This window comes from Pseudomonas sp. ACN8, assembly GCF_002303925.1.
Classification (GTDB): Bacteria; Pseudomonadota; Gammaproteobacteria; order Pseudomonadales; family Pseudomonadaceae; genus Aquipseudomonas.
In genome coordinates this window covers 20,173-44,347 of the sequence record NZ_MRCS01000002.1, presented here as the reverse complement: position 1 = coordinate 44,347, position 24,175 = coordinate 20,173, and the positions used below count along the sequence as shown (strand labels likewise).

General features: G+C 61.7%; 21 protein-coding genes. 5 read left to right on the top strand and 16 right to left on the bottom strand.

Annotated elements, in window-relative coordinates; genetic code table 11:
- Position 1: 1 nt before the first annotated feature.
- The 5 genes from BSF44_RS01480 to BSF44_RS01460 are packed head-to-tail and all read right to left on the bottom strand — an operon-like array spanning position 2 to position 9,357.
- Positions 2-1,645 carry a DUF2300 domain-containing protein gene (locus BSF44_RS01480; RefSeq protein WP_371918207.1) on the bottom strand — a complete coding sequence of 548 codons (1,644 nt, stop codon included), beginning with the start codon at positions 1,643-1,645 and terminating at the stop codon, positions 2-4.
- Complete coding sequence (locus tag BSF44_RS01475) at positions 1,623-6,182, bottom strand: alpha-2-macroglobulin (protein WP_095941951.1); 4,560 nt, start codon at positions 6,180-6,182, stop codon at positions 1,623-1,625. Before BSF44_RS01475 ends, BSF44_RS01480 begins: the two co-directional genes overlap by 23 nt.
- Positions 6,179-6,817 carry a DUF1175 domain-containing protein gene (locus tag BSF44_RS01470; protein WP_057713137.1) on the bottom strand — a complete coding sequence of 213 codons (639 nt, stop codon included), beginning with the start codon at positions 6,815-6,817 and terminating at the stop codon, positions 6,179-6,181. Before BSF44_RS01470 ends, BSF44_RS01475 begins: the two co-directional genes overlap by 4 nt.
- Positions 6,814-8,526 (bottom strand): DUF2138 domain-containing protein, encoded by a 1,713-nt coding sequence (locus BSF44_RS01465; RefSeq protein ID WP_095941950.1) that lies wholly within the window; start codon positions 8,524-8,526, stop codon positions 6,814-6,816. Before BSF44_RS01465 ends, BSF44_RS01470 begins: the two co-directional genes overlap by 4 nt.
- Before the next feature lie 39 nt (positions 8,527-8,565).
- On the bottom strand, positions 8,566-9,357 hold the full coding sequence (locus BSF44_RS01460; protein ID WP_095941949.1) for a YfaP family protein: 792 nt from the start codon (positions 9,355-9,357) through the stop codon (positions 8,566-8,568).
- A 279-nt stretch (positions 9,358-9,636) separates the two neighbouring features.
- Between BSF44_RS01460 and BSF44_RS01455 the strand changes: the two genes are divergently transcribed.
- The 5 genes from BSF44_RS01455 (at position 9,637) to BSF44_RS01435 (ending at position 16,031) form a co-directional block, all read left to right on the top strand.
- Positions 9,637-10,788 carry a Fic family protein gene (locus BSF44_RS01455; protein WP_095942065.1) on the top strand — a complete coding sequence of 384 codons (1,152 nt, stop codon included), beginning with the start codon at positions 9,637-9,639 and terminating at the stop codon, positions 10,786-10,788.
- Between the two features lie 90 nt (positions 10,789-10,878).
- A complete protein-coding gene (locus tag BSF44_RS01450) occupies positions 10,879-11,121 on the top strand; it encodes an exodeoxyribonuclease VII small subunit (RefSeq protein ID WP_007970180.1) in 243 nt (80 codons plus the stop codon).
- On the top strand, positions 11,118-12,005 hold the full coding sequence (locus tag BSF44_RS01445; protein ID WP_095941948.1) for a polyprenyl synthetase family protein: 888 nt from the start codon (positions 11,118-11,120) through the stop codon (positions 12,003-12,005). The genes BSF44_RS01450 and BSF44_RS01445 overlap by 4 nt, the downstream gene beginning before the upstream one ends.
- 91 nt (positions 12,006-12,096) lie before the next feature.
- Complete coding sequence (dxs, locus tag BSF44_RS01440; RefSeq protein ID WP_095941947.1) at positions 12,097-13,995, top strand: 1-deoxy-D-xylulose-5-phosphate synthase; 1,899 nt, start codon at positions 12,097-12,099, stop codon at positions 13,993-13,995.
- 152 nt (positions 13,996-14,147) lie between these two features.
- Positions 14,148-16,031: a TonB-dependent receptor domain-containing protein gene (locus BSF44_RS01435; RefSeq protein ID WP_095941946.1), complete on the top strand. Its 1,884-nt coding sequence runs from the start codon at positions 14,148-14,150 to the stop codon at positions 16,029-16,031.
- Between the two features lie 136 nt (positions 16,032-16,167).
- Here the strand turns inward: BSF44_RS01435 and BSF44_RS01430 are convergent, their stop codons facing one another.
- The 11 genes from BSF44_RS01430 to nrdR all read right to left on the bottom strand — a co-directional run bounded on the left by BSF44_RS01430 (position 16,168) and on the right by nrdR (position 24,134).
- On the bottom strand, positions 16,168-16,968 hold the full coding sequence (locus BSF44_RS01430) for a cobalamin-binding protein (RefSeq protein ID WP_095941945.1): 801 nt from the start codon (positions 16,966-16,968) through the stop codon (positions 16,168-16,170).
- On the bottom strand, positions 16,968-17,387 hold the full coding sequence (locus tag BSF44_RS01425) for an MFS transporter (RefSeq protein ID WP_095941944.1): 420 nt from the start codon (positions 17,385-17,387) through the stop codon (positions 16,968-16,970). The genes BSF44_RS01430 and BSF44_RS01425 overlap by 1 nt, the downstream gene beginning before the upstream one ends.
- Complete coding sequence (gene ribA, locus BSF44_RS01420) at positions 17,384-18,001, bottom strand: GTP cyclohydrolase II (protein ID WP_056728926.1); 618 nt, start codon at positions 17,999-18,001, stop codon at positions 17,384-17,386. The genes BSF44_RS01425 and ribA overlap by 4 nt, the downstream gene beginning before the upstream one ends.
- 161 nt (positions 18,002-18,162) lie before the next feature.
- Positions 18,163-18,666 (bottom strand): phosphatidylglycerophosphatase A, encoded by a 504-nt coding sequence (locus tag BSF44_RS01415; RefSeq protein WP_007970166.1) that lies wholly within the window; start codon positions 18,664-18,666, stop codon positions 18,163-18,165.
- A complete protein-coding gene (gene thiL, locus BSF44_RS01410; protein WP_095941943.1) occupies positions 18,663-19,628 on the bottom strand; it encodes a thiamine-phosphate kinase in 966 nt (321 codons plus the stop codon). The genes BSF44_RS01415 and thiL overlap by 4 nt, the downstream gene beginning before the upstream one ends.
- Before the next feature lie 28 nt (positions 19,629-19,656).
- Entirely contained in the window at positions 19,657-20,157 is a 501-nt protein-coding gene (nusB, locus tag BSF44_RS01405) for a transcription antitermination factor NusB (protein WP_003185935.1), read from the bottom strand.
- On the bottom strand, positions 20,154-20,630 hold the full coding sequence (ribE, locus tag BSF44_RS01400; RefSeq protein WP_003228649.1) for a 6,7-dimethyl-8-ribityllumazine synthase: 477 nt from the start codon (positions 20,628-20,630) through the stop codon (positions 20,154-20,156). Before ribE ends, nusB begins: the two co-directional genes overlap by 4 nt.
- Positions 20,631-20,721: 91 nt before the next feature.
- A complete protein-coding gene (gene ribBA, locus BSF44_RS01395) occupies positions 20,722-21,813 on the bottom strand; it encodes a bifunctional 3,4-dihydroxy-2-butanone-4-phosphate synthase/GTP cyclohydrolase II (protein WP_095941942.1) in 1,092 nt (363 codons plus the stop codon).
- A 16-nt stretch (positions 21,814-21,829) separates the two neighbouring features.
- Positions 21,830-22,492, bottom strand: coding sequence for a riboflavin synthase (locus BSF44_RS01390; RefSeq protein WP_095941941.1), 663 nt, complete (start codon positions 22,490-22,492; stop codon positions 21,830-21,832).
- 47 nt (positions 22,493-22,539) lie between these two features.
- A complete protein-coding gene (ribD, locus tag BSF44_RS01385; RefSeq protein ID WP_095941940.1) occupies positions 22,540-23,673 on the bottom strand; it encodes a bifunctional diaminohydroxyphosphoribosylaminopyrimidine deaminase/5-amino-6-(5-phosphoribosylamino)uracil reductase RibD in 1,134 nt (377 codons plus the stop codon).
- Positions 23,670-24,134, bottom strand: coding sequence for a transcriptional regulator NrdR (gene nrdR / locus BSF44_RS01380; protein WP_003228656.1), 465 nt, complete (start codon positions 24,132-24,134; stop codon positions 23,670-23,672). The genes ribD and nrdR overlap by 4 nt, the downstream gene beginning before the upstream one ends.
- Between the last annotated feature and the right edge of the window lie 41 nt (positions 24,135-24,175).

Below are 24,175 nucleotides of genomic sequence, written 5' to 3'. Positions count from 1 at the left end.
ACTATTCCAGCAAGAGGTGGCGGGCGAGCCCTTCGATGTAGGTTTCATCCTGGCCATTGGGGTGTGCTTCGAAGGCCAGGTGCAGGTATTCGTGGGTCAGGTCGAGGCGGTCTTGCAGTGTCTGCGCGCCACGCACGTAGATACGCTGACGTTCGCGGTCGACATAGGGGCGGCCGAAGGCCAGGCGGCACACGGCGAAGGTGCTGACTTCGTTGTAGCCGGTTTCGCTTTCAAGTTTCTGGCGCCAACCGCGCCGTTGTTTCTGCAGCCATTCGTGCGCGGCGGGCAACGCTTCGCAGGATGCGACCGGGTTGTCCCAGCGACTGAGACTGGCGCGTGGGTAGGCGTGCAGCAGGATGGCGTCGTAGCGCTGGCCGGCACGGGCCTGTTCGACGGCTTGCTGCCAGGACAGTTTGTCCGGGCCGGGTTGATCGGAATGGTAGGTGACGGTGCTGCCCGCCAGCACCAGGTCGCTGGTCCAGGCGGCGATGTCGCGAGCCTCGGACGACGCCGGACGCGGTGCGACCCGCTGACGGCTGCTGCTGTCATCGATGCTCAGGCAGTCACCGCTGCGCGTGGCGTTTTGCAGCAGGTACGTGCGGATGGCCACGGCCAGGGCTTTGGCGGCCTCGACCGGTTCGGCGCTGGCTTCGCGCTGGAGAACACGGGCAACGTATTCTTCGCGATCCAGACGCGCCACGAGTTTGTCGTTCAGCAGAAACAGTTCGCCGTCGCTGTGAATATCCAGCACATTGCCGTTGGCGAATTCGACACGGTAATCACCCTGCAATGCCCCGGAAGTAACTGCGGTGTCCCCTGCCAGCACGCGCCGAAGTGGATAGCGGGAGAACAGGTCGACCTCTACGCACTGCCCTGCATCCACAGGCCATGCAACAGGAGTCACCGTAGACAGTGCCTGCGCGTGATCTCGAAGAACCCGTTGACTGGTGCCCCGCCCGCCGGCCCAGACCGGTGTACCATCCGCTGTCCAACCGGCAAACCCGCCCTGTCGCGATGTTGCGTCCTGATCCGCCAACCAGCTCCAGGTCTTCACCCGCAGGCGGCTTCCGAGTTCGCCAACGACTTGGCCATCGGCGGCATTGAGCACCACATCGAGCAACACTCGCCGGGCTTGACCTTGCGCCGGCAGCACGGCCAACACCGTCAATAATTCCGCCACCGAAACCCGGGTAGCCGGTTGCAACGAAGGCAAATCCAGTAACCATTGCGGCGCCTGTCGCACCTGCCAATAGGCTCGCCAGTCGGCATCGCCGATGCCCAGCCGCGCGGGTTCGAAATACAGACCGCATGACCTGACCAACGCCTGATCACGCTCGATCTTGCCGCCCGCCGTGCAGCAATAAACTTCCTCCTTCGACTGGCCGCGGCATTCATAAGCCGGCTCACGCGCGCCGGTGTCCACCAGCCAGGCGTAGACGAACAACTTCCACACACTGCCCAGCGGCGTCTGCAAGGTCTGCGGCAACGGCTCGCGGGTGATCACCTGCGTTCGGCTGAGCGACAACAGATCGCCCTTGAAGGCCAGGCGCAAAGGTTCGTCCTGCGCCGTTGCCAGCACAGGGATCAAACACAGCAACCCACCTATCAGCAGCCTGTGCACGTCAGTGAACCGTGACCTGGCCAAGGGCTGCCTTTTGTTCCATCGCCTGATGCTGCGGTGCATAAACCTGAGTGAAACGCACCGGCGGCAAGTTGAACTGCCCCTTTTGCGAGAAACGCACCAAGTGCCGCAAGCGCAACTCGCCACTCAAGGCATCGACCGGAACGGCATAAGCCATTTGTCCCGATTCGAAACGCGCCTTTTCCAGCGATGTCGGTTCGGTGCCGGCCTTGCCCATGAGCTTGATGCCCCAGGTGGTGCGCTCGACATCAGCGCCCGGTGGCAGCGGCACCTCCAGCATGCCGTAACGCAACGGTTTGGCAGCTTTGCTGGTGACGATCACTTCATCGAGATAGAGGTTGTCGCTGGACAGCGGCGCGTTGCCGACCGCTTCGAGTTTGAAGGTGAAAGCCTCATCCCCCGGCACCAGTCGCGACAGGCGACGGGTAATGGTCACGGCCATCGGTTCGACCGTCGGCTGTTGGCTGCGGTAGCTCAATGCCGCGCGCAACGGACGCTCTTGCGCGCCGGTCAGCGTCAATACCGCCGGTACTGGCGCAGGCCCCTGCCACGTCCAATACATCTCACCAGAAACCCCGTACCGCTTCTTCCAGCCTTCACCCGGCGCCAACGCAATGGTGGGCGATGCCTGCTCGATGCTGCGTTGCAGCCAGGTCAACGCCAACGCACGTTCCAGGGTCGATTGCTGTGGCAGCAAACGTTGCAGCAAGGCCTGGGCGTGAGCCTGATCGAAGGGTTGCAGCGACAGGTTCAGCGCTTCGGCAAACGGCTGGGAACTGACCGCCAGACGTTGCTGCGCGTCGGCCAGTTGCCGATTGAACGCGTCCGGCAAAGCGACCTTCGCCTGCCTGGCCAGCGATGCTGTCAGCACTCGCGCGGCAGCCAGCCCCAAGGCTGAATCCGGATCGCTCATGACGAGGCTGTCTTCGCCGTTCTCCATCAAGTTCGCGGCAGTGCCCTCACCCGCTTTCGCCAGGTCGTCCATCAAGCCACCGAGCAAGGTATTGACCGGTAACTGCATCTGTTTGGCGAACGACAGGATCAGCGCCCGCTGCAACAGCGGTGTGTTCTTCGCCTGCTTGGCGTAGACCTCCAGCACCCGCTGCCAATGTTCCGGCGGCAGGCTCAGTTCCAGCACCTGGCTGGCGTGCCAGTCGGCGTAATAGGCGTAGGCGGTGAGGAACGCATCCGGCTCGCCGTCCATGCCCCACCAGGTGAAGCTCGCCGAAGGGCCGGCCATTTGCACCAGACGCAAGCGACTGTTTTGCATGATCAGGCGCAGGCGGTCGCGGATCTGCGGATTCGTCGCCAGCACCGGGTAGGCGATGCTCAACGGCAGCAGGCGGCTGGCGGTCTGCTCGACGCCACCGTAGGGATAGCTCAACAGATCGTCGAGTGCAGAACGGAACAACGCTTGCGGGCTGTCATCCAGGCGCAGGCGGATATCACTGGCGTCTGTCGGCAGCGTCAGCGGCGTATCGCCCTCAGCCACATCAAGGCTCTGGGTTTGAGTCACCTGCCAGCCTTCACCGGTCGTGCTCAGGCGCACCGCCAGGGCATCGGCGGTTTTGCCATCCTGCACCAGCTCGGCGCTCCACTCGCCATTGACCAGCTCAAAGGCCGGCAACGGGATGTAGTTGATGCCGCTGTTCAGGGTCACAGGCATGCGCTGTTCGTTGCCTGCGTAACGGGTCACCAGTTCGGCCTTGACTGGTTTCTCGGCCTGACTAAAAGCAAATACGCCAAGGTCCGGTTTGTCGCCGGCGCGGAATCGAGTCGGGCCGCTCCACTTCAGGTACAGCGGTTTTTCCGAGCGCACGAATTGCTTCTTCTGCCCGACCTGCCCGCCATCGGCAATGGCCCTGGCGGTAATACGCCAGCGGGTCAGGGAGTCGGGCATCTTGAAGGTGAAGCGGGTTTTGCCATTGGCATCGGTCAGCAACTCAGGTTGCCACGCCGCTGTGTCGACGTCCTCGCGACGCGGTCGCTCCAGCACCTTCACGCCGCGCTCACTGCGATTGGCTTTGCCCGGCGCACCGGGGCTGCCCGGCAAGGCGACGTCATAACTGATGAACGACAAACTGGCGCTGGTGCGCACATTATTGCGCCGTGGGTGATAGAAGAACTGGTCGATGCTCGGCGCGACTTCCGGTTGCAGGGCGTAGACCATTTCATCGACCACACTGACCGTCAGGTGCGCGGGAATCGCTTTGCCGGCGAACTGGGTGGTCAGGTCCACCGAGACGGTTTCTCCCGGCTGATAGGTTTCCTTATCCGTGGTGATGGCCACGTCGATCTGTGGCGTGACCACCTTGATGCCGGCGTTCTGGAAACTGTACTGGCCACCCTTGGTGTACAGCACCGAGAAGGTCAGGTTCGGCGCGAAACCGTCCTTCACCGGGATGCGCGCGCGGTATTGGGTATCGCTGAGTTTTTCCATCTTCAGCCAGTCGCCGCCCCTGGACAGCAGCGCGGTCGCTTCGACCTTATCGCGCTCCAGAGAAAGCAGCGCATCGCTCACTGGCTCGGGGAAAGTGATCAGCGCCAGCGCTTCATCGCCTGCGATGTACTCGGACTTGTCGAGGACGATTTCCACGGTGCCGGGTACGGCTTTGACACCTTCGCCGGTAACCGAATGGCCGGTGGCGCCGACCACCCGGCCATGATCATCCTTGAGCGTCAGGTTGTAGGTGCCCGGCCGGTCAAAGGCCAGGGTGAAACCTTTGTCGGTTGCCGCGAGTTTGCCTTCGCCGGTGCTCTGGTCCTCCAGTCGTACCCAGCCGTAGCTGCCTGGCGTAACGGCATCGACCTGCTCGCCTTCGCGGGCGTAGCTGAAGGCAATCTTGTCACCCACCGCGCTGAAACGTTGAGGCGCGCTCAAGCGGAAATTCGCCGCGCCACGATCGATGAGGATTTCCTTGGTGGTCTTGACCCGATACGCCGCACCGTCGCTGGCAAACACCGTGAGCATGTAGCGACTCGGTTTGTCCGCCGCCGGCAAGTCGAGGGACGCGTTGCCCTTGGCGTCGGTGGTCAATTCGGTGCTGGTCAGCTCCACCGGAAATTGCCCGAGGTATTGCAGCTCGTTGTCGACCATCGACAGTTGTTGGGCGCGCAGACTCAGGCTCAATTTCGCATTGGCCACCGGTTTTCCGTCCGGGTACAGCAGCACCAGGTTGCCCTTCACCGGCTCGCCAGTACGGTAATCCTGCTTGGCCAGACTGAGCGAAATCTCGAAGTGCGGCTTGATGTATTCAGCGACGCGAAAGGCGCTGCTGTAGGCCTGATCCTTGTAGTTGAAACGCAGTTCATATCCACCGGCCACGGCGTTATCGGGCAACTGGAATCGGCCCTGGGTGCCGGCCCTGGAATCGAGTTTCAACGCCAGACTTTGCAGTGCCGTTCCCGTCGCATCCAGCACGGTCACATTGACGTCGGCCGCGCTTGGCTGCACCGAGTCCCGCGCGTTCTTGAATTCACGCCCGACGATTTTCAGCGACACCCAATCCCCCGGCCGATACAGCGGCCGGTCGGTGAAGGCATAGAGTTTGGTGTCGTAGATTTCGCTGTCGTAGTAGAAATTCTCGGAGACGAACACCCCGCCCTCTTCGTCCTCGCCGATCACGAACGAACGCTCGGGGCTGACGTGTTTCAGGCGCAGCAAGCCGTCGGTGTCGGTGGCGCCGCTGCTCATGACGCCGAGGCCATCGGTCCACAACACGTTGACCTTCGGCACCGAACTGCCTTCGTGTTTGCGCGCGGCCCACACCAGCAATTCGTCACCGGCGATCTTGCTCACCGCCACGGTGTTGGAGACGAACACCATGGTGGTCGCGCGGTACTTGCCGATCAGCGCTTCCACCAGATACAGACCCGGCTTGAGATTACCCAACGGGATGTAGACGTTGCCCGGCGCGACGCTGACGAACTCGCTGGAAGACCCGGCCAGGTTCACCCCGGCTGGTGGCTGGATCGGCTTGGCCTGCCACAACGGATAACGGAACTGGCTGACTACCGGCAAACCCGGTATCAGTGCGAATTGCGGCTGCGCGTCGTAGGGCGTTGGCGCGGCCATCGCGTTACCCATCTTCAGTTCCGGCACTTCCTCGGTGACTTGTTTACGCGACTCGTAGGAAAACGCCCGCTGCATCACCCGACGGGATTTGCGATACCAGTTGTCCCACAGGTAAGCGAGGGTGTTGGACAGGCCTTCACCCTTGAACTGGCCACTGCTGACCACTCGATGCAGGTTCTTCTGGCGCTTGAGGAAATCCAGCGGTTTGTCGATGCGATACACACGAATATCGGCGCCGCCGTAGGGTTCCATGCGAAACCGGCGATAGTCGCGACCCGGCGCTTCGAGGCGCACCATCGCCGGTTCATCGCTGGCAAAACTGCTGTCGGCCAGCAGGAAAAAACTCTCGCCGGCCATCGGCGCATAACCGCTGGACGGGACCGAGTCTTCGGCGCAAGCCGCCGAGAACGGCAGCACCAATACCAACATCAGAGACAGAAAACGCAGCATGCGGGCACCGGTCATTGGGAAAGAAAATTCAGTCGATAGACGCCGATGAAGTTGGGGTTGGCTGCGTCGGGTATCCATCGGGTGTCCTTCCATGTCATGAGTTGCTGCAGGCTTGCCGAACGCATGCCGTTGTCGGTGGGTGTGCTGGTGCCGGTGTGATAGGCGATGTAGCGGCCCATCCAGATCATCAGGTGCTGGTCGTCGCCCTGATCGAAAAACATCAGGTCGCCAGGGCGTGCCTGAGACACATCGCGGCTGACCAGATGGCTGTTGAACTGGATCAATTTGATCGCATTGACGTATGGCCCGACCTTGCCGCCGCCCTGCTGCCATTGCTGGGCAAGACCGCGCTGGGCGTCGCTCAGTTGCAGCTCCGGCGGCAGGTAACGATTGGACAGGCCATTGCTGCGCAGCCATTTGTCGTCATGGACTTTCAGCGCTTCATTGGCGGCGAAGCGCACCAGTCCGGCGCAGTCTTGCTGATACCAACGAGGGCTCGGGCCCTGGCTCAGTTGCTCTTGGGCGATGCGCACGAACCAGGCGCGAAACACCTGGGATTGCTGTGGATCGAGCGATGGCGCCTCGACAGCCCGGGCACCCGCGCTCAGCAACAAGGCTAGCAGGCCGAGACTTCGGATCAATGCCGTCACAGGGCTTTCCACTCCAGCGGCAGCCACTGCCAGTGGCCGTCCGGCTCGCTGCCTTCGGGCAAGGTCAGGGCGTATTTGCCGTAGCCGCCGAGCTTGCGCAGTTTCGGGATCAGGTAGGTTTGCGCGGCGTTGTAGAACACCGGTTCCATGTCCTGGGGCAGGCTGTCGAGGGTTTCCTGCTGCATCAGTTGGGCCATGGAATCGGGGCCGAAATAGACCGGCATCAGCAGGTCCTTGGGCACCACGTCGGCCATCGGCGGGAAGCGTTTGTCGAGGGTGCCGAGGGCCTTATCGACGAGTTTGTCATCGAGGGAAAACAGCAAGGTTGAACCGTGCCGCGCCAGGCTCACACGCATGAACGCCTTGCCGCTGATCGCCTCCGGATTCTCGGCGTCCTTGGCTTTGTACGGGCCGAAACTGGAACTGACTTGCCGCTGCCACTGATGGCTCTGCCCTTCCTGTTTCTCCACCACCGGGAATGCGTGCTCGGCGACATTGCTTTCATAAGCGCCGACCATCGAGCCGAACAGCTTGCCCAGATCGTCATCGAGCGTGCCGCCATCCTCGTCGTTCAGACCGGCCACCAGCAACGGCGTGTACAGACGCGAATCAGCGTACCAGCAGAGCCCCGCCGCGCCGGCCATGTGTTCGGTCAACGCTTGTGCCACGCTATCTTCGGCACCGAGTTTCATCAGCAGCGGTGTCTGCTGTTCGGCAGCCAGCGGCAACGCCACGCAAGCGCTGGCGCCCATGGGCATGGCTTGCCAGATCGGCTTGAAATCGAAATCCGGCTGATTCTCCAGTTCATCCATGGCCAGGAAGCTGTGCCAGCCCTTGTCGTCCATCTCGAAGCGCAGGCCGGCGAAGTTCGGGATGAAACGCTGGTAACCCATGGCCAGCACGCTGGCATTCACCGACAGGCGTTGTTTCACCTCTGGCGCACGAGGCGGCAGGCCGAAGGCTTCAGGAAACAGTTTGTCGCCATTGAGCAGCGCAGCAATGGCCGTGGTCGACACGCTGCCCGACTCTTCCGTTGCGCCACTTTGCGGATCGTAGAGTTTCGCCGGATTGGACAGCACCACCAGTTTGTCGCCACGGGACGCGAACAGCAGCGCCTTGCTCGCGTTGTAACTGAGTTGATAGAGCGCCACGTCGTCGGTGCCGACCTTCACGTCAGCGACCTTGCTCAGCTGTGAGTCGTCCAGCGCCACTTTGGCCAGCGGTTCCAGCACCTTCGCCAGCCCGCCGCGATCCATTACCAGCAGGAAATCCTTGAGCCGCCCATCCGCCCCGCGCCACAACGCTACGTCGGCCGGTTGATCGAACAACTGCTCGATCAAGCTGTCCTGCAGTTTCAGGTCATGTTCGTAGATGATCCGCCGCAAGCTGCCGATCAACCCCAGGCGATCGGCGTGGGTTTCGTAATAGAAGACGAAATCTTCGGTCAGGGTTTCCTTGAGGAACGGCACCGCCAGCAAGTCCTTGGGCAACTGGCTCAGGGAATGGGTTTCCAGCAGGCCATCCGGGCGGCTCATGCCCAGTTTGTCACTGGCCAGCACAGGCGCCGGGGCCCTGGGCTTGTGCATGAACCACCCCAATCCGCCAGCCACGCCAACGACCAGGCAAATCCCGATCAGCAGCGTCGGCCAATGCAGGGGAGATTTGGCCGCTGGTGCGCCAGCGGCCGGAGTAACAGTGCTATCACTCATGTTCACAAAACCCGATGTTCATCCGTGGAGCGGGGATGCTTAGTAGTTGAAAGTCTTGACCAGCAGCAGGTCGCCGATTGCGCGCAGAGGCACGATGAACGTCTCGCGTTTTTCATCGACGGTGTTTTCGTTGAGCACCAGGTTGATCTGCGAAGTAATCACCTCGTTCTGGTTGCCGGACTCATCGAAGTTATAGCCGCCGCTGCCGAAGTTGCCCCAATAGTTCACGTAAACCAGATAAGTGCCACGCAGCGGCGCGGTCATGGTGAACATTTCCGGACCCGGGCCATCGACGCCGTCAGGGTCGAGGCCACCGCCATTGGTCAAGGCCGGGTGTGCCCAGAAAGCATGCTGGCCATCGGGCGTGACAATATGCAGGTCGAGTTCGGCCTTCGGATCATCCCAACCCAGCACCACGCGAATCCGCGCCGGAGTGCGCAAGTCGTTGGCTTCATAGAATTGAACACGCTTGAGGGACTGGCCTTCGGCGCTGCGCACTTCGACGCTGTTGGAGCCGGCACCAAACGCATAGGGCCGGGCAAAACGCCCTTGCTCGTCGGTATAGAGATTCAATGGATTGCCGTTGACCGCCAAGGTGTGCGGCCCGCGCTGGGTGCCGAGGGCCTTCAGTTGGCCTTCGATCATCGTGCGATTGCGCTGCACACCCCGGTCAATCGGCGGCGTGGGATAGGCGACTTGCGGGTTTTCGCTACGGTCCAGCAGACCGTTGTAACGCCAGCCGCCCACCGGTTCCGATAACTCGGCATTCGGCGCGGCCAGAATCACGGGCGCGATAACCAACCCGATCAGCAGCAATAGAAATGAGCGCATGCGACGCCTCCTGCCATGCACGACGAAACCTTGCGCCTGATCCTGGGCGCGTTACAGATATGAGTACTGCGTTTCGTCTGAAAGACCCGTGAGAATCGGGTCGTAGATGGGGGCGAAGATTAGCGATTGGGATGTTTTTTAACAATCGGCTGCATGTGAAAATGCGGTGGGATTCACCGTAGTGGCTGGACGATGAGCCGAATAGGCGTCATATTCGGCTCACTAAATGAGCCGAATATGTTTTCTAATCGGCTCACTCAATCCAAGAGCAGCGAATTCATGGCACCTCACTGGATCTGGCAACAGCCTGATTGGCCGAACTTCAGCTGGCATGTCGAACGCTTGACGCCGTTACTGCGCGAATGCGTTCAAGCGCAAGGGCGATTGATGGGCATGGCCAGTTCCGTGGGCAGCTCACTAAGTGCACGAAGTGAACTGGATGCATTGCTGCAGAACATCGTCACCTCGTCGGCGATTGAAGGCGAACAGCTGAATGTCGGCTCAGTTCGTTCTTCATTGGCGCGGCGATTGGGGTTGGAGCTCAATGATGGCGACTACGTCAGCAAGCGCAGTGAAGGGCTCGCGCAATTAATGCTCGATGCGACCCAGCACTTCGCCGAGCCGCTGACACTTGAACGATTGTTGAATTGGCATGAATGGCTGTTTCCGGCACAGGAAATCGGCTTGGCCGCGCAAAGCATTCGTGTAGGTGCTTTGCGTGGCGATGATCCAATGCAAGTGGTTTCCGGTCGTCTCGACAAACCGACCGTGCACTTCGAAGCACCACCTCGCCTGGGCCTTGAGCGCCAACTCGATACCTTCCTCGAATGGTTTGAAGTCAGCCGGAATCAGTCCGAGCTTGATCCTTTGCTACGAGCTGGCATCGCACACTTCTGGTTTGTCACGCTCCACCCGTTTGACGATGGCAACGGTCGCCTGACCAGGACGATCACCGACCTGGCATTGGCTCAAGGCGAGGCTCAGGCGATCCGTTTTTATGCCATGTCGGCGAGTATTCTTGAGGATCGATCTGGTTATTACCGGGTGTTGGAAACCTGCCAGAAATCCAACACGGACATTACGGTTTGGCTCGAATGGTTCCTGCAAACTCTATTGCGCAGCCTGCAACAGGCCATGGCACGGATCGAATCCGTGCTGGGCAAAGCGCGCTTCTGGCAGGCGCACCGGGATTCCGAGCTGTCGACCGAGCAGACCAAAGTACTGAATCGTTTGCTGGACGCAGGGGAGCGTGGATTCGAAGGCGGGATCAGTGCGGCGCAGTATCAGGCCGTGGCGAAAGTCTCCAAAGCGACCGCGACCCGGCATCTGGCCGAACTGCTGGATAAGGATTGCCTGCAACGCCTGCCGGGCGGCGGGCGCAGTACTCGCTACCAGATCAAATATCCCGACCAAGCGCATCCTGAGCGCTGAAACCCTTGCGCCAACCACCCCGCTCATTTGCCCATGAACCCCCTATCTGCTAGTGTCGCGCCGGTTTAACGTCAACCGGAAATCGCCGCCATGGCCCGCAAAAAAGCTGCACTGGATTTCGAACAGTCCCTCGCTGACCTGCAAACGCTGGTAGAGCGTCTGGAGAATGGCGAATTGTCGCTGGAGGATTCGCTGGCTGCTTTCGAGCAAGGCATAGGTCTGACCCGCGATTGCCAGGCGGCGCTGGCCCAGGCCGAGCAAAAGGTTCAGGTGCTGCTCGAGCGTGATGGCGAGTTGGCCGAGGAACCCTTCGACGCGGATCAGCCAGAATGATTGCAGCGTACTCGGCAACCAGCCAGGCCCGCGTCAATGCGGCCCTGGAAACCCTGTTCACTGCACCAAGCCCCGAGCTGGCGCGACTGTACGAAGCCATGCGCTACAGCGTGATGAATGGCGGCAAACGCGTGCGTCCACTGTTGGCCTACGCCGCGTGCGAAGCATTGGGCGGCAAGCCCGAGCAAGCCAACGGCGCAGCCTGTGCCGTGGAGTTGATCCACGCCTATTCGCTGGTGCATGACGATTTGCCGGCGATGGACGATGACGATCTGCGTCGCGGCCAGCCCACCACCCACAAGAAATTCGATGAAGCCTGCGCGATCCTCGCCGGCGACGGCTTGCAGAGCCTGGCCTTCAGCGCCCTGCTCGACCCGCGCCTGAGCACTTTGGACGCAGGGATCCACCTGCAAATGGTCAGCGCCCTGGCACTGGCCGCAGGCCCGGCGGGCATGGTCGGCGGTCAGGCCATCGACCTCGGCTCGGTCGGTCTGAAGCTCGACCAGAAAGCTCTGGAGTACATGCACCGGCACAAGACCGGCGCGTTGATCGAGGTCAGCGTCAAGCTCGGCGCCCTGGCCAGCGGCCGTGCCGAGAAAGACGAACTCAAGTCCCTGCAGACTTATGCACAGGCCATCGGCCTGGCATTCCAGGTGCAGGACGACATTCTCGACGTCGAAAGCGATACCGAAACCCTCGGCAAACGCCAGGGCGCCGACATTGCCCGGGACAAACCGACCTACCCGGCCCTGCTCGGCCTCGACGCCGCCAAGGCCTATGCTCTGGAGCTGCGCGACCAGGCCCTGCACGCACTGCGACCGTTTGACGCGGCGGCCGAGCCGTTGCGTGATCTGGCCCGGTATATCGTCGATCGCCGCAGCTGACGGCGATTGCGCCAAAAAAGACCAACGCGTGGGCAGGGGGCGATGCATCAGGTAAACTGCCGCATCTTTTATACCTATAACGATTCGCCTGATGCCCACGACGTTTCATGAGATTCCCCGCAAGCGCCCGACCACGCCCCTGCTCGACCGCGCGAACACGCCGGACGGCCTGCGCCGGTTAGGCGAAGCCGAGCTGGAAACCCTGGCCGATGAGTTGCGCCTGGAATTGCTCTACACGGTCGGCCAGACCGGTGGGCATTTCGGTGCCGGCTTGGGCGTGATCGAGCTGACCATCGCGCTGCATTACGTCTTCGACACCCCGGACGACCGGCTGGTGTGGGACGTGGGTCATCAGGCTTATCCACACAAGATCCTCACCGGTCGTCGCGAGCGCATGGGCACCCTGCGCCAGAAGGACGGCGTCGCTGCGTTCCCGCGCCGCTCCGAGAGTGAGTACGACACCTTTGGCGTCGGCCACTCGAGTACCTCGATCAGTGCCGCGCTGGGCATGGCGATTGCCGCCCGCCTGCAAAACAGCGAGCGCAAGGCGATCGCGGTGATCGGCGACGGCGCGTTGACCGCGGGCATGGCATTCGAGGCGTTGAACCATGCGCCGGAAGTGGACGCCAACATGCTGGTGATCCTCAACGACAACGACATGTCGATCTCGCGCAACGTCGGTGGCTTGTCGAACTATCTGGCGAAGATCCTTTCCAGCCGCACCTATGCGAGCATGCGCGAAGGCAGCAAGAAAGTGCTGTCGCGCCTGCCCGGGGCCTGGGAAATCGCTCGCCGGACCGAAGAGTATGCCAAAGGCATGCTGGTTCCCGGCACGCTGTTCGAAGAACTGGGCTGGAACTACATCGGCCCGATCGATGGCCACGACCTGCCGACCCTGATCGCCACCCTGCGCAACATGCGCGATCTGAAAGGCCCGCAGTTCCTGCACGTCGTCACCAAGAAAGGCAAAGGCTTCGCCCCGGCGGAAGTCGACCCGATCGGTTACCACGCCATCACCAAACTCGAACCGCTGGACGCCCCGGCCGCCGCGCCGAAGAAGGCCAGCGGGCCGAAGTACTCCGGTGTCTTCGGCGAATGGCTGTGCGACATGGCGGCTGCCGATCCGCGTCTGGTCGGAATTACCCCGGCGATGAAGGAAGGCTCGGACCTGGTCGCGTTCAGCGAACGCTTCCCGCTGCGCTACTTCGACGTCGCCATTGCCGAGCAGCACGCCGTCACCCTCGCGGCCGGCATGGCCTGCGAAGGCGCCAAACCGGTGGTGGCCATCTATTCGACCTTCCTGCAGCGCGGCTACGACCAGTTGGTGCATGACGTCGCGGTGCAGAATCTCGATGTACTGTTCGCTATCGACCGCGCAGGCCTGGTGGGCGAAGACGGCCCGACGCACGCCGGCAGCTTCGATCTGTCGTTCCTGCGCTGCATTCCCGGCATGCTGGTGATGACCCCGAGCGATGAAAACGAGCTGCGCAAGATGCTCACCACCGGCCACCTGTACGAAGGCCCGGCGGCGGTGCGTTACCCACGCGGTAACGGCCCGAACGCGACCATCGAGAAAGACCTCGAACCGATCGAGATCGGCAAGGGTGTGATTCGCCGACAGGGCAGCAAAGTCGCCCTGCTGGTGTTCGGCGTGCAACTGGCCGAAGCCCTGAAAGTCGCCCAGACACTGGACGCGACCGTGGTCGACATGCGTTTCGTCAAACCGCTGGATGAAGCGCTGGTTCGCGAAATCGCCGGCAGCCACGAGCTGCTGGTGACCGTCGAAGAGAACGCGATCATGGGCGGCGCCGGTGGCGCGGTCAGCGAATTCCTCGCTCGCGAGAACATCCTCAAGTCGATGCTGCACCTGGGCTTGCCGGACATTTACGTCGAACACGCCAAGCCTGCGCAAATGCTGGCTGAGTGTGGGCTGGATGAGGCCGGGATCGAGGCTTCGATCCGCGAGCGCCTGCAACTGCTCAACATCTAAATCCCTGGATACATGCAACACCCTGTGGGAGCGAGCCTGCTCGCGATAGCGGACTGTCAGTCGACTCAAATGTTGACTGATACACCGTCATCGCGAGCAGGCTCGCTCCCACATTTGATTTGTGTGCGTCACGAAATACCAACGGAATACCAATGAAGTTCTCCCGCCTCGCCCTGCCTCTGTTTCTGCTGCCCACCGCCAACGCCTATGCCGACACCTTCGAACGCGACCAGGCCTTGAAGCTGCCCGACGTGTTGATCAGCGCCAACCGCCAGATCGAAGCGCGCAACGACAGCAGCGCCGCCAACACCGTATTCACCCGCGACGACATAGATCGCCTGCAACCCGATAGCGTCACTGATCTGCTGCGGCGGGTGCCGGGTGTGCAAGTCTCGCAGGCCGGCGGGCGCGGAAGCATTCCGGGGGTCTACATCCGTGGCACCCAGTCAGCCCAGAGCCTGGTGCTGGTGGACGGCCAACGCATCGGCAGTTCAACCTCCGGCGACAGCAACCTGCAACACATCAATATCGAGCAGGTCGAGCGCGTGGAAGTGCTGCGCGGCTCCCGCTCGGTGATTTATGGCAGCGATGCGATTGGCGGGGTGATCCAGATCTTCACCCGTCGTAGTGGCAAACAGGGCCTGCAACCGCGCTTGCACATGGGGTTTGGCAGCAACCAGACCTGGGAGCGCAGCCTTGGCCTGTCCGGTGGTGATGAGCGAACCCGCTTCAACCTTGGCGCCAGCCTCGACGAAACCGCCGGGATCAATCGTACCCACGAGTCGTATCCTAGCGACGGCGACCATGACGAATACCGCAACAAGTCGTTCAGCCTGAGTATGAGTCACGCCCTGACGGAAGACATCGAGGTCGGCGCCAACGTGCTGGATAACCGCGGCAAGAGCGAGTTTGACAACCCGTTCGGGCGCTTCGACATGAATACGTTCGAGTCAGTTCAACAGCAGCCCTACAACGAATTCGATGTGAGCGGTGTCAGCAGTTACATCGACGCGCGCGTCAATGATCTGTGGAAAACCCGCATCGAGTTCGGCCACAGCGAAAACCGCGAGAAGACCCTGGACAAGCTCAGCGATGAGCGCAACGTGTTCAACACCTATCGCGATTCGGTGAACTGGCAGAACGACCTGACGCTCAACGAGCGCAACAGTTTGCTGCTCGGCGGTGACTGGTATGAAGACCGCATCAACAGCAGTACCGCGTTCGATGAGGACAGTCGCTGGAACCGAGCGGCGTACGTCCAGCACCGCTATCAGGCCGACAGCTTCTCCACGGAGTTGGGTCTGCGTCACGACGATAACCAACAGTTCGGCAGTCAGAACACCTGGAGCGGTACCTTTACCCTGCCGCTGAACCCGGACAACGAAGTGCTGCTGACCTACAGCGAAGGCTTCCGCGCGCCGACGTTCAACGACCTGTACTACCCCGACTTCAGCAACCCGGACCTGAAGCCTGAAACCTCGAAAAGCTATGAGCTGCAATGGCGCAGTCAACTGACCGAGAACAGTCGCCTGGAGACGTCGTTGTATCGCACCGACCTCGAAGACGCGATCATCTTCGGCAGCTACTCGCGCCCCGAGAACGTTGCCTCGGCCCGAATCAACGGCTTCGAAGCCGCACTGAAGCAGGAACTGTTCGGCTGGCAGAGCAACCTTGGCGTGGCGATCATCGACCCGCGAGACCGTGACACAGGCCATACCCTGGCCCGTCGTGCGCGGCGTACCTTGAGTTGGGATCTGGACCGGCAGTTCGATCGCCTGGGCCTCGGCGCCAGTTGGCAAGCGGTGAGCAGCAGCTATGACGACTTGAAAAATCAACAGCCGTTGGGTGGTTATGCCCTGTTGGGATTACGCAGCAGCTGGGAGCTCAATCGTGAAATCCAGCTGGAACTGAAGATCGATAACCTGCTGGACAAGGGTTACAGCCGGGCGCTGTACAGCTTTCAAGGTAGTCAGTACGGATATCGCGAGGAAGGTCGGGCGTGGATGTTCGGGGTGACGTGGACGCCGGAGATCTGATCTGAGGTTTGCAGTGCCTGGAAGGGCCTCATCGCGAGCAGGCTCGCTCCCACAGTTGATCGCTGCGGCCTACATTTTGTAAACAACATAGATCCATTGTGGGAGCGAGCTTGCTCGCGATGAAGGCACCTCGGTCTCAGCGGTCTGGCGCAATCAAATGGCAAAGCTTTGCAGTTGCCTCAATCATCTGCCCGCTCGGTCGCTCCAGGCCTTTATCTGTCACCAAACGCAATTGGCCCTGCTCCACCGCCGCCACCTGCGGCCAGGCTCTCCACGCATCAAGCTGCGCCTGATCGCTGGCCAGAATCACCTCGGGATTACGCTGCAACACGGCTTCCACGCTGACTTGTGGTGCCGGCAGTTTCAGGTCGGCAAACACGTTTTTCGCACCACAGACTTCCAGCGCATCGCTGATAATCTGCTCGCCGCCGACCGTATACAGCGGCCGATCCCAGACCTGATAAAACACTCGTAACGGCTTGTCCCGGCGATAGCGCAGGCGCAATTCATCCAGCCGCCGGCGTAAATCGCCGGCCAATGAAACTCCGCGTTCAGGCCGACCGAGCTGGGCGGCAATGGTCTCGATCTGTGCGGCGAGCTGGTTCAGGCTGTGGGGTTCGGCGACGTAGGTGGGAATATTCAGGCGCTTGAGCTGGTCACGCTGGGCCGGGCCAACACTACCGGGCCATAGCAGCAACAGATCGGGATTCAGGCTGAGCAACCGCTCCATGTCCAGCTGGCCATAGCGGCCAACGGAGGGCAGGCCCTTGAGTTCGGCAGGCCGTTCACCGGCGTCCAGCACACCGACCAGGAGGTCGGCGGAACCCAGTTCAACGACGATTTCAGAGAGCGACGGGGCGAGGCTGACAACCCGTTCGACCGCGACGGCCGAGCCACTGGCGACCGGCAGCAACACCGCCAGCCAGAGCGCGCGCATCAACCGAGTTGACGTGGAATACGGTAGAGGTAGAACAGCACCGCGGTCGACAGTGCCAGCAGCATCAGCGGCACGGCTTCGAGGCCGACGAACACCGCCAGGGCAGCGATCCAGGCCGGCAGCCCGGCGGCCAGGAATGCCGTGCGCCGCTTGGCTGCCAGACTGATCCAGGCGCCAGGTTCTTCAGGAGTATCGAGGGCTTTCTGGGTAGCGATCAGCGCGTGTTTGTAGGCGCCGAAAAACTTCAGGCTGACAAACATCGAGGCGACTCCGGCGATGAACAACGGCATCGCCAGCACCGGCAGAATGGCTTCGCTCTGGCCGAACAGCGCGTTGATCACAAACAATGGCAACAAGGCCAGTGCCAGATATTGCCACCAGTTGAAGGACAGTCGCCGCCGCACCTGACCGCGGGTCACGCCCGGTCTACCTCGCCCTGATGCTCATTGCCCATCATGTGGTCGAGCTTGCTGGCCTTGGTCGCCAGGTAGAGTCGGTTATGCGGGTTGTGGCCGGTGTGCAGCGGCACGCGCTCGGCGACCACGATACCCATGTCGGTCAAGGCCTTGACCTTGCGCGGGTTGTTGGTCATCAGGCGCAGGGACTTCACGCCCAGGTGCTCCAGCATTGGCAGGCACATGGCGTAGTCACGCTGGTCGGCGGCAAAACCCAGGCGTTCGTTGGCTTCGACGGTATCGGCGCCACCGTCCTGCAGCTCATAGGCTCGGATCTTGTTCAGCAGGCCAATGCCCCGGCCTTCCTGGCGCAGGTAGAGCAAGACGCCACGACCTTCGCGGGCGATGGCCTGCAAGGCGGCCTCCAGTTGCGAGCCACAGTCGCAACGCTGACTGAACAAGGCATCGCCCGTCAGGCATTCGGAGTGCAGCCGGCCGAGTACCGGGGCACCGTCGGCAATCTCACCCAGGCTCAGCACAACGTGCTCGCGGCCGGTGGCTTCATCGAGAAAGCCATGCATGGTGAATTGCGCAAAAGGCGTTGGCAGCTTGGAAGCGGCGACAAAAACGACAGGCACCGGTGTGCTCCTGATCTAAAAGTCTGAAGATTCGCAGAGCCGGCATTGTAACAGCAGGTTCCGGAGGACGCTTAGGCTGAATTATCGGCGATAACTATCAAAATGTTTGATATTCGCCCGCAAGACACTATCCCACAGGGTGACGTCGGCGTCCCTCCCGGTCAGGCGAAAAACCACACCAGTCCCTGCATCGCCAACCAGGCGAACACCCCGGCCAGGACATCATCGAGCATGATGCCGACACCGCCATGTACGTGCCGGTCAATCCAGCGGATCGGCCATGGCTTGAGAATGTCGAAGAAACGGAACATCAAGAAACCCGCCAGCAGCCACTGCCAGCCTTCCGGCACCAGCCACAGGGTGATCCACATCCCGACCATTTCGTCCCAGACGATGCCTTCATGGTCGTGTACCCGCAAATCGTCGGCCACTTTGCCGCACAGCCAGAAGCCGAACAGCATGGTGATGCCCAGCATCAGCCAGTAACCCCAGTCGGGCAGCATTTGCCACAACGGAATAAAGGGCAGCGCAACCAACGACCCCCAAGTGCCGGGCGCCTTTGGCAAGGTGCCCGAGCCGAAGCCGAACGCCAGGAAATGCCATGGATTGCGCCAGACCGACGGCGGTACGAATTCCGCCGGGACCTGTTTGGGATGATCTGTCACGGTGACTCCCGAAAATGTTGATAACCCCGGGTTTGCGGGGTGATGTCTTTGCCATCGGCGTCCAGCAGCCTCACGCCCTGCCCCGTCACCACCTGCCCGATTACATGGATCGGCCAGCCATCGGCCAGCAACAGCGGCAACTCGACGGACGGTAACGTGAAGGCCAGGACGTAATCGTCGCCGCCGCTCAGGGCCGCAACCTGTGCGTCCGATTGACCGAGAAAGTCGACCAGGCTCCGCGACAGCGGCAAACGATCCCGCTCGACTTCGACACCGACCTTCGAAGCCAGCGCGATATGCCCGCAATCAGCGAGCAGTCCGTCAGAGATATCCATCGCCGAAGTGGCCCTGCCCCGCAGCGCCTGACCCAAGCCGAGCTGCGGTTGCGGCGACCAGTAATGCGCCAGCAACGGCTCGGCGATGCTCGCTGGGGCCGTGCGCTGACCGAGCACCAATGGCAGGGCACCGGCGGCATTGCCCAGGTCGCCGCCGACACACAGCAGGTCGCCCGGTTGTGCTCCGCTGCGGGTCAACGCCTGGCCACCGGGTACGCGACCGAACACAGTCATGGTCATGCTTAGTGGCCCACGGGTGGTGTCGCCCCCCACCAACGCCACACCGCAGCTTTGCGCCATGGCATTCAAACCACGGGCATAGTCCTGCAGCCAATCGGCAGTCACCGTCGGCAAGGTCAGGGCAAGGGTAAAGGCAACGGGGGTGGCGCCCATGGCAGCCAGGTCGCTGACGGCCACGGCCAACGAGCGCTGACCGAGCAGAAACGGATCGCAGGGATCGGCGAAGTGCACGCCGGCCACCAACGTATCGGTAGAAATTGCCAACTGCTCCCCGGGAGGAACAGCCAGCAAGGCGCAGTCATCGCCAATCCCGAGGGCAACGCCTTCGCCGCCCTGCGCACAAGGCGCGGCGGCGAAGAAATTGCGGATCAGCTCAAACTCGCCCATGACTTCGTGTCGACATTCCAAGCGCCAATCAGCGCTTGAACGCCTTCACTTCAGCTTCACGCAGACGCGGGGCCAGCTTGTCGAGCACACCGTTGACGAACTTGTGGCCGTCGGTGGAACCGAAGACCTTGGCCAGTTCGATACCCTCGTTGATCACAACGCGGTACGGCACGTCGACGCGCTTGAGCAGTTCCCAGGTGGACAGGCGCAGAACCGCCAGTTCAACCGGGTCCAGCTCTTCGATGGTCAAATCCAGGCATGGCGTGAGCGCGGTGTCGATTTCGGTCTTGAACTGCGGAACCCCGTGCAGGATTTCTCGGAAGTACGCGCCGTCGACATCGCTGAAATCGTTATCGACCCGGAACTGCGCTTCGATCTCGTTCAGCGATTGCTTGGCCATGTGCCATTGGTACAGCGCCTGGGTCGCGAGCTGACGGGCTTCGCGACGCTTGACGCTTTTCGATGGCTTGCCGGCATCCGCAGGCTTTGGATCGCGCGGGTTGAAACGATCGCTTTCGTCGCTAATCACTTGGCCTCCAACTGCGCCAGCAGGCTGACCATTTCCAGAGCGGACAGGGCAGCTTCAGCACCTTTGTTACCGGCCTTGGTGCCGGAACGTTCAATGGCTTGTTCGATGGAATCAACGGTCAGGACGCCGAAAGCGACCGGAACGCCAAACTCCATGGACACCTGGGCCAGGCCCTTGGTGCATTCGCCAGCCACGTATTCGAAGTGCGGAGTGCCGCCACGAATGACCGCGCCCAGGGCGATGATTGCCGCGAATTCGCCTTTCTGGGCGACTTTCTGCGCAACCAGCGGAATTTCGAAGGCGCCAGGCGCGCGGATGATGGTGATGTCGCTTTCGCTCACGCCGTGGCGAACCAGGGCATCAACTGCACCGCTGACCAGGCTTTCAACGACGAAGCTGTTGAAACGGCCCACTACCAGAGCGTAGCGGCCTTTAGGGGCGATGAAGGTACCTTCGATGGTCTTCAGGGTCATTCGATAGATCTCTTAAAGAGCCGGGACGCGTCTCGTACGCATCCCTCGGTGATATTTGAACCGCGAATTCAAGGCCGGAAACAACCGGTCATTATTCGGAGGGCACGTATTCTACAACTTCCAGATCGAAACCGGATATCGCATTAAATTTCATGGGTGCCGACATCAGGCGCATTTTGCGTACGCCCAGGTCACGCAGGATCTGCGAACCGGCACCGACAGTGCTGTAGGTGGTCGGTTTTTTCACCGCGGCGTGATCGGCGGTTTCGCGGATGTGCGCCAGCAACACATCGCCATCGAGCGGGTGACCGAGCAACAGCACCACGCCGCTGCCGGCCTCGGCAACCTTGGCCATGGCGGCGCGCAGGCTCCAGCGGCCCGGTTGCTTGACCATCAGCAGGTCGCGCAGCGGGTCCATGTTGTGCACGCGAACCAGGGTCGGTTCTTCGGCACACACGTTGCCCAGGGTCAGCGCCATGTGCACGTCGCCTTCCACGGAATCACGATAGGTCACCAGGTTGAATTGGCCCAGTTCGCTGTCCAGCGGCTGCTCGGCAATCCGCTGAACGGTACGTTCGTGGATCATCCGGTAGTGAATCAGGTCGGCAATGGTGCCGATCTTGATGTCGTGTTCGGCGGCAAAAGCTTCCAGTTCGGCGCGACGGGACATGGTGCCGTCGTCGTTCATCACTTCGCAGATCACGCCGCTCGGCTCGAAACCGGCCATGCGCGCCAGGTCGCACGCCGCTTCGGTGTGGCCGGCACGGGCCAGGGTACCGCCGGCCTGGGCCATCAGCGGGAAGATGTGGCCGGGGCTGACGATATCTTCAGCCTTGGCATCACGGGCGGCAGCAGCCTGCACGGTGCGCGCACGGTCGGCGGCGGAAATGCCGGTGGTCACGCCGGTGGCCGCTTCGATCGATACGGTGAACTTGGTGCCGAAACCGGAACCGTTGCGCGGCGCCATCAACGGCAGCTTGAGCAGTTCGCAGCGCTCGCGGCTCATCGGCATGCAGATCAGGCCCCGGGCATGCTTGGCCATGAAGTTGATGTGCTCGGGCTTGCAGCACTCGGCGGCCATGATCAGGTCGCCTTCGTTCTCGCGGTCTTCGTCATCCATGAGGATGACCATCTTGCCTTGGCGGATGTCTTCAACCAGTTCTTCGATGCTATTGAGCGCCACAAGGCACCCCCTTGAGTCAGGATTTGAGGTAGCCGTTGGCGGCCAGAAAGCTTTCGGTGATGTTACTGGAGGCTGGCTCTGCGGCCTTGTCGCCCAGCAGCAAACGCTCCAGGTAACGGGCCAGCAAATCGACCTCAAGATTCACCCGGCGACCTGGCTGATACGACGCCATGATGGTTTCGCTCAGGGTGTGGGGAATGATGGTCAGCAGGAACTCGGCGCCATCGACTGCGTTCACGGTCAGGCTGGTGCCGTCGACGGTGATCGAGCCTTTATGGGCGATGTACCTGGCCAGGTCCTTCGGCGCACGGATGCGGAACTCCACGGCACGCGCGTTTTCGGTACGGGCAACCACTTCGCCCACGCCGTCGACGTGACCGCTGACCAGGTGCCCGCCGAGGCGAGTGGTCGGGGTCAGGGCTTTTTCCAGATTGACCGGGCTGCCGCTTTTCAGGTCATTCATGGCGGTGCAGTCAAGGGTTTCGCGACTGACGTCCGCCGCAAAGCCATTGCCCGGCAACTCGACGGCGGTCAGGCACACGCCGTTGACCGCGATGCTGTCGCCCAGTTTGACGTCGCTCAGGTCGAGCTTGCCGGTTTCGACATGAACCCGCACATCACCGCCCTTTGGGGTCAATGCACGAATACTGCCGATGGATTCGATGATGCCGGTAAACATGAGGTTCTCCTCGAGAACAAAGCCCGCGCTTGCGCGATGGCCGGAAATTATACGCCTGCTGCTGGCAAAGGAATGGCGATGACTCGCCAGTCATCGCCGATCGCACGAATTTCGATGATTTTAAGCTCGGGCGCATCCTTCATTTGCGCGAGCGGCCAGTCCAGCAGCGGCCGCGCCGAGGAACCCAAAAACTTGCCGGCAATGAAGATGTGGAACTCATCCACCAGACCGAGTTGGGCAAAGGCACCCGCCAGACGCGGGCCGGCCTCGACCAAAACCTCGTTGACGCCACGGACGGCGAGTTCAACCAGCAACTGACGCAGATCGACCTGGCCATCGTAGCCCGGCACGATCAGGCATTCCGGACCGTTGGCGTATTGCTCTTCCACCGCCACGCAGGTGGCGACCAGCGCCGGGCCAGCCTTGAAGAACGGTGCATCCAGCGGTACCCGCAGGCGACCGTCAACCAGCACCCGCAGCGGCGGACGGCTCATGGCCAAGGCCGTTTGCTCTGCATCCAGCCCCAGCTCATCGGCGCGCACGGTCAACCGCGCGTTGTCCGCCAGCACTGTGTCGGCACCGGTCAATACCACACTGGCTTGCGCGCGCAGACGCTGAACGGCCGAGCGCGCCGCTGTACCTGTGATCCACTGGCTTTCGCCGCTTTCCATCGCCGTGCGCCCGTCCAGGCTCATGGCCAACTTGACCCGCACGAACGGCAAACCGTGCTCCATGCGTTTCAGAAAGCCCTGATTGAGCTTGCGCGCCTCGCCTTCCAGCACGCCGCTTTCGGTAGCGATGCCCGCCTGTTCCAGGCGTTGCAGACCGCGACCGGCGACTTCCGGGTTCGGGTCCTGCATCGCTGCGACCACGCGGGTCACACCGGCATTGACCAGTGCATCGGCGCAAGGTGGTGTGCGGCCGTGGTGGCTGCAAGGTTCAAGCGTCACATAAGCGGTGGCGCCACGAGCCTGCTCGCCGGCCGCGCGCAGGGCGTGGACTTCAGCGTGGGGCTCGCCGGCGCGCTCGTGCCAGCCTTCACCGACAATCTGCCCGCCCTGCACAATCACGCAACCGACCCGCGGATTGGGGTGCGTCGTGTAATGCCCCTTGCGCGCCAGTTCCAGGGCGCGGGCCATGAAATGAGCATCGAGGATGGCTTGTTCTGCGGGCGTGGTCATTCTTTCACCGGTTCACGGGCCAGGCGATCGATCTCTTCGCGGAACTCGTTGAGGTCCTGGAAGCGGCGATACACCGAAGCGAAGCGGATGTAGGCGACTTCGTCGAGCTTCTGCAGCTCGGCCATCACCAGTTCGCCGACCACGAGGGATTTGACCTCGCGTTCGCCGGTGGCGCGCAATTTGTGTTTGATGTGCACCAGCGACGATTCGAGGCGCTCGACACTCACCGGGCGCTTCTCCAGCGCGCGCTGCATGCCGGCGCGGAGTTTTTCTTCGTCGAACGGCTGGCGACTGCCGTCGGTTTTGATCAGGCGCGGCAACACCAGTTCAGCCGTCTCGAACGTCGTGAAGCGCTCGCCGCAGGCCAGGCATTCACGCCGGCGGCGCACCTGTTCGCCCTCGGCGACCAGACGCGAGTCGATGACCTTGGTGTCGTTGGCACCGCAGAAGGGACAGTGCATGGTGGCAGGCAACAAAAAAAGGGAGGGCCATGGTAGCGCAT

Excerpts from the sequence above, each read along its gene's own strand:
- BSF44_RS01455 (WP_095942065.1), top strand. The coding sequence starts at position 9,637 with ATGGCACCTCACTGGATCTGGCAACAGCCTGATTGGCCGAACTTCAGC.
- BSF44_RS01450 (WP_007970180.1), top strand. The coding sequence starts at position 10,879 with ATGGCCCGCAAAAAAGCTGCACTGGATTTCGAACAGTCCCTCGCTGAC.
- BSF44_RS01390 (WP_095941941.1), bottom strand. The coding sequence starts at position 22,492 with ATGTTTACCGGCATCATCGAATCCATCGGCAGTATTCGTGCATTGACC.
- BSF44_RS01430 (WP_095941945.1), bottom strand. The coding sequence starts at position 16,968 with ATGCGCGCGCTCTGGCTGGCGGTGTTGCTGCCGGTCGCCAGTGGCTCG.
- BSF44_RS01445 (WP_095941948.1), top strand. The coding sequence starts at position 11,118 with ATGATTGCAGCGTACTCGGCAACCAGCCAGGCCCGCGTCAATGCGGCC.
- BSF44_RS01475 (WP_095941951.1), bottom strand. The coding sequence starts at position 6,182 with ATGACCGGTGCCCGCATGCTGCGTTTTCTGTCTCTGATGTTGGTATTG.
- dxs (WP_095941947.1), top strand. The coding sequence starts at position 12,097 with ATGCCCACGACGTTTCATGAGATTCCCCGCAAGCGCCCGACCACGCCC.
- BSF44_RS01435 (WP_095941946.1), top strand. The coding sequence starts at position 14,148 with ATGAAGTTCTCCCGCCTCGCCCTGCCTCTGTTTCTGCTGCCCACCGCC.
- BSF44_RS01465 (WP_095941950.1), bottom strand. The coding sequence starts at position 8,526 with ATGAGTGATAGCACTGTTACTCCGGCCGCTGGCGCACCAGCGGCCAAA.
- ribE (WP_003228649.1), bottom strand. The coding sequence starts at position 20,630 with ATGACCCTGAAGACCATCGAAGGTACCTTCATCGCCCCTAAAGGCCGC.
- nrdR (WP_003228656.1), bottom strand. The coding sequence starts at position 24,134 with ATGCACTGTCCCTTCTGCGGTGCCAACGACACCAAGGTCATCGACTCG.
- BSF44_RS01460 (WP_095941949.1), bottom strand. The coding sequence starts at position 9,357 with ATGCGCTCATTTCTATTGCTGCTGATCGGGTTGGTTATCGCGCCCGTG.
- ribD (WP_095941940.1), bottom strand. The coding sequence starts at position 23,673 with ATGACCACGCCCGCAGAACAAGCCATCCTCGATGCTCATTTCATGGCC.
- thiL (WP_095941943.1), bottom strand. The coding sequence starts at position 19,628 with ATGGGCGAGTTTGAGCTGATCCGCAATTTCTTCGCCGCCGCGCCTTGT.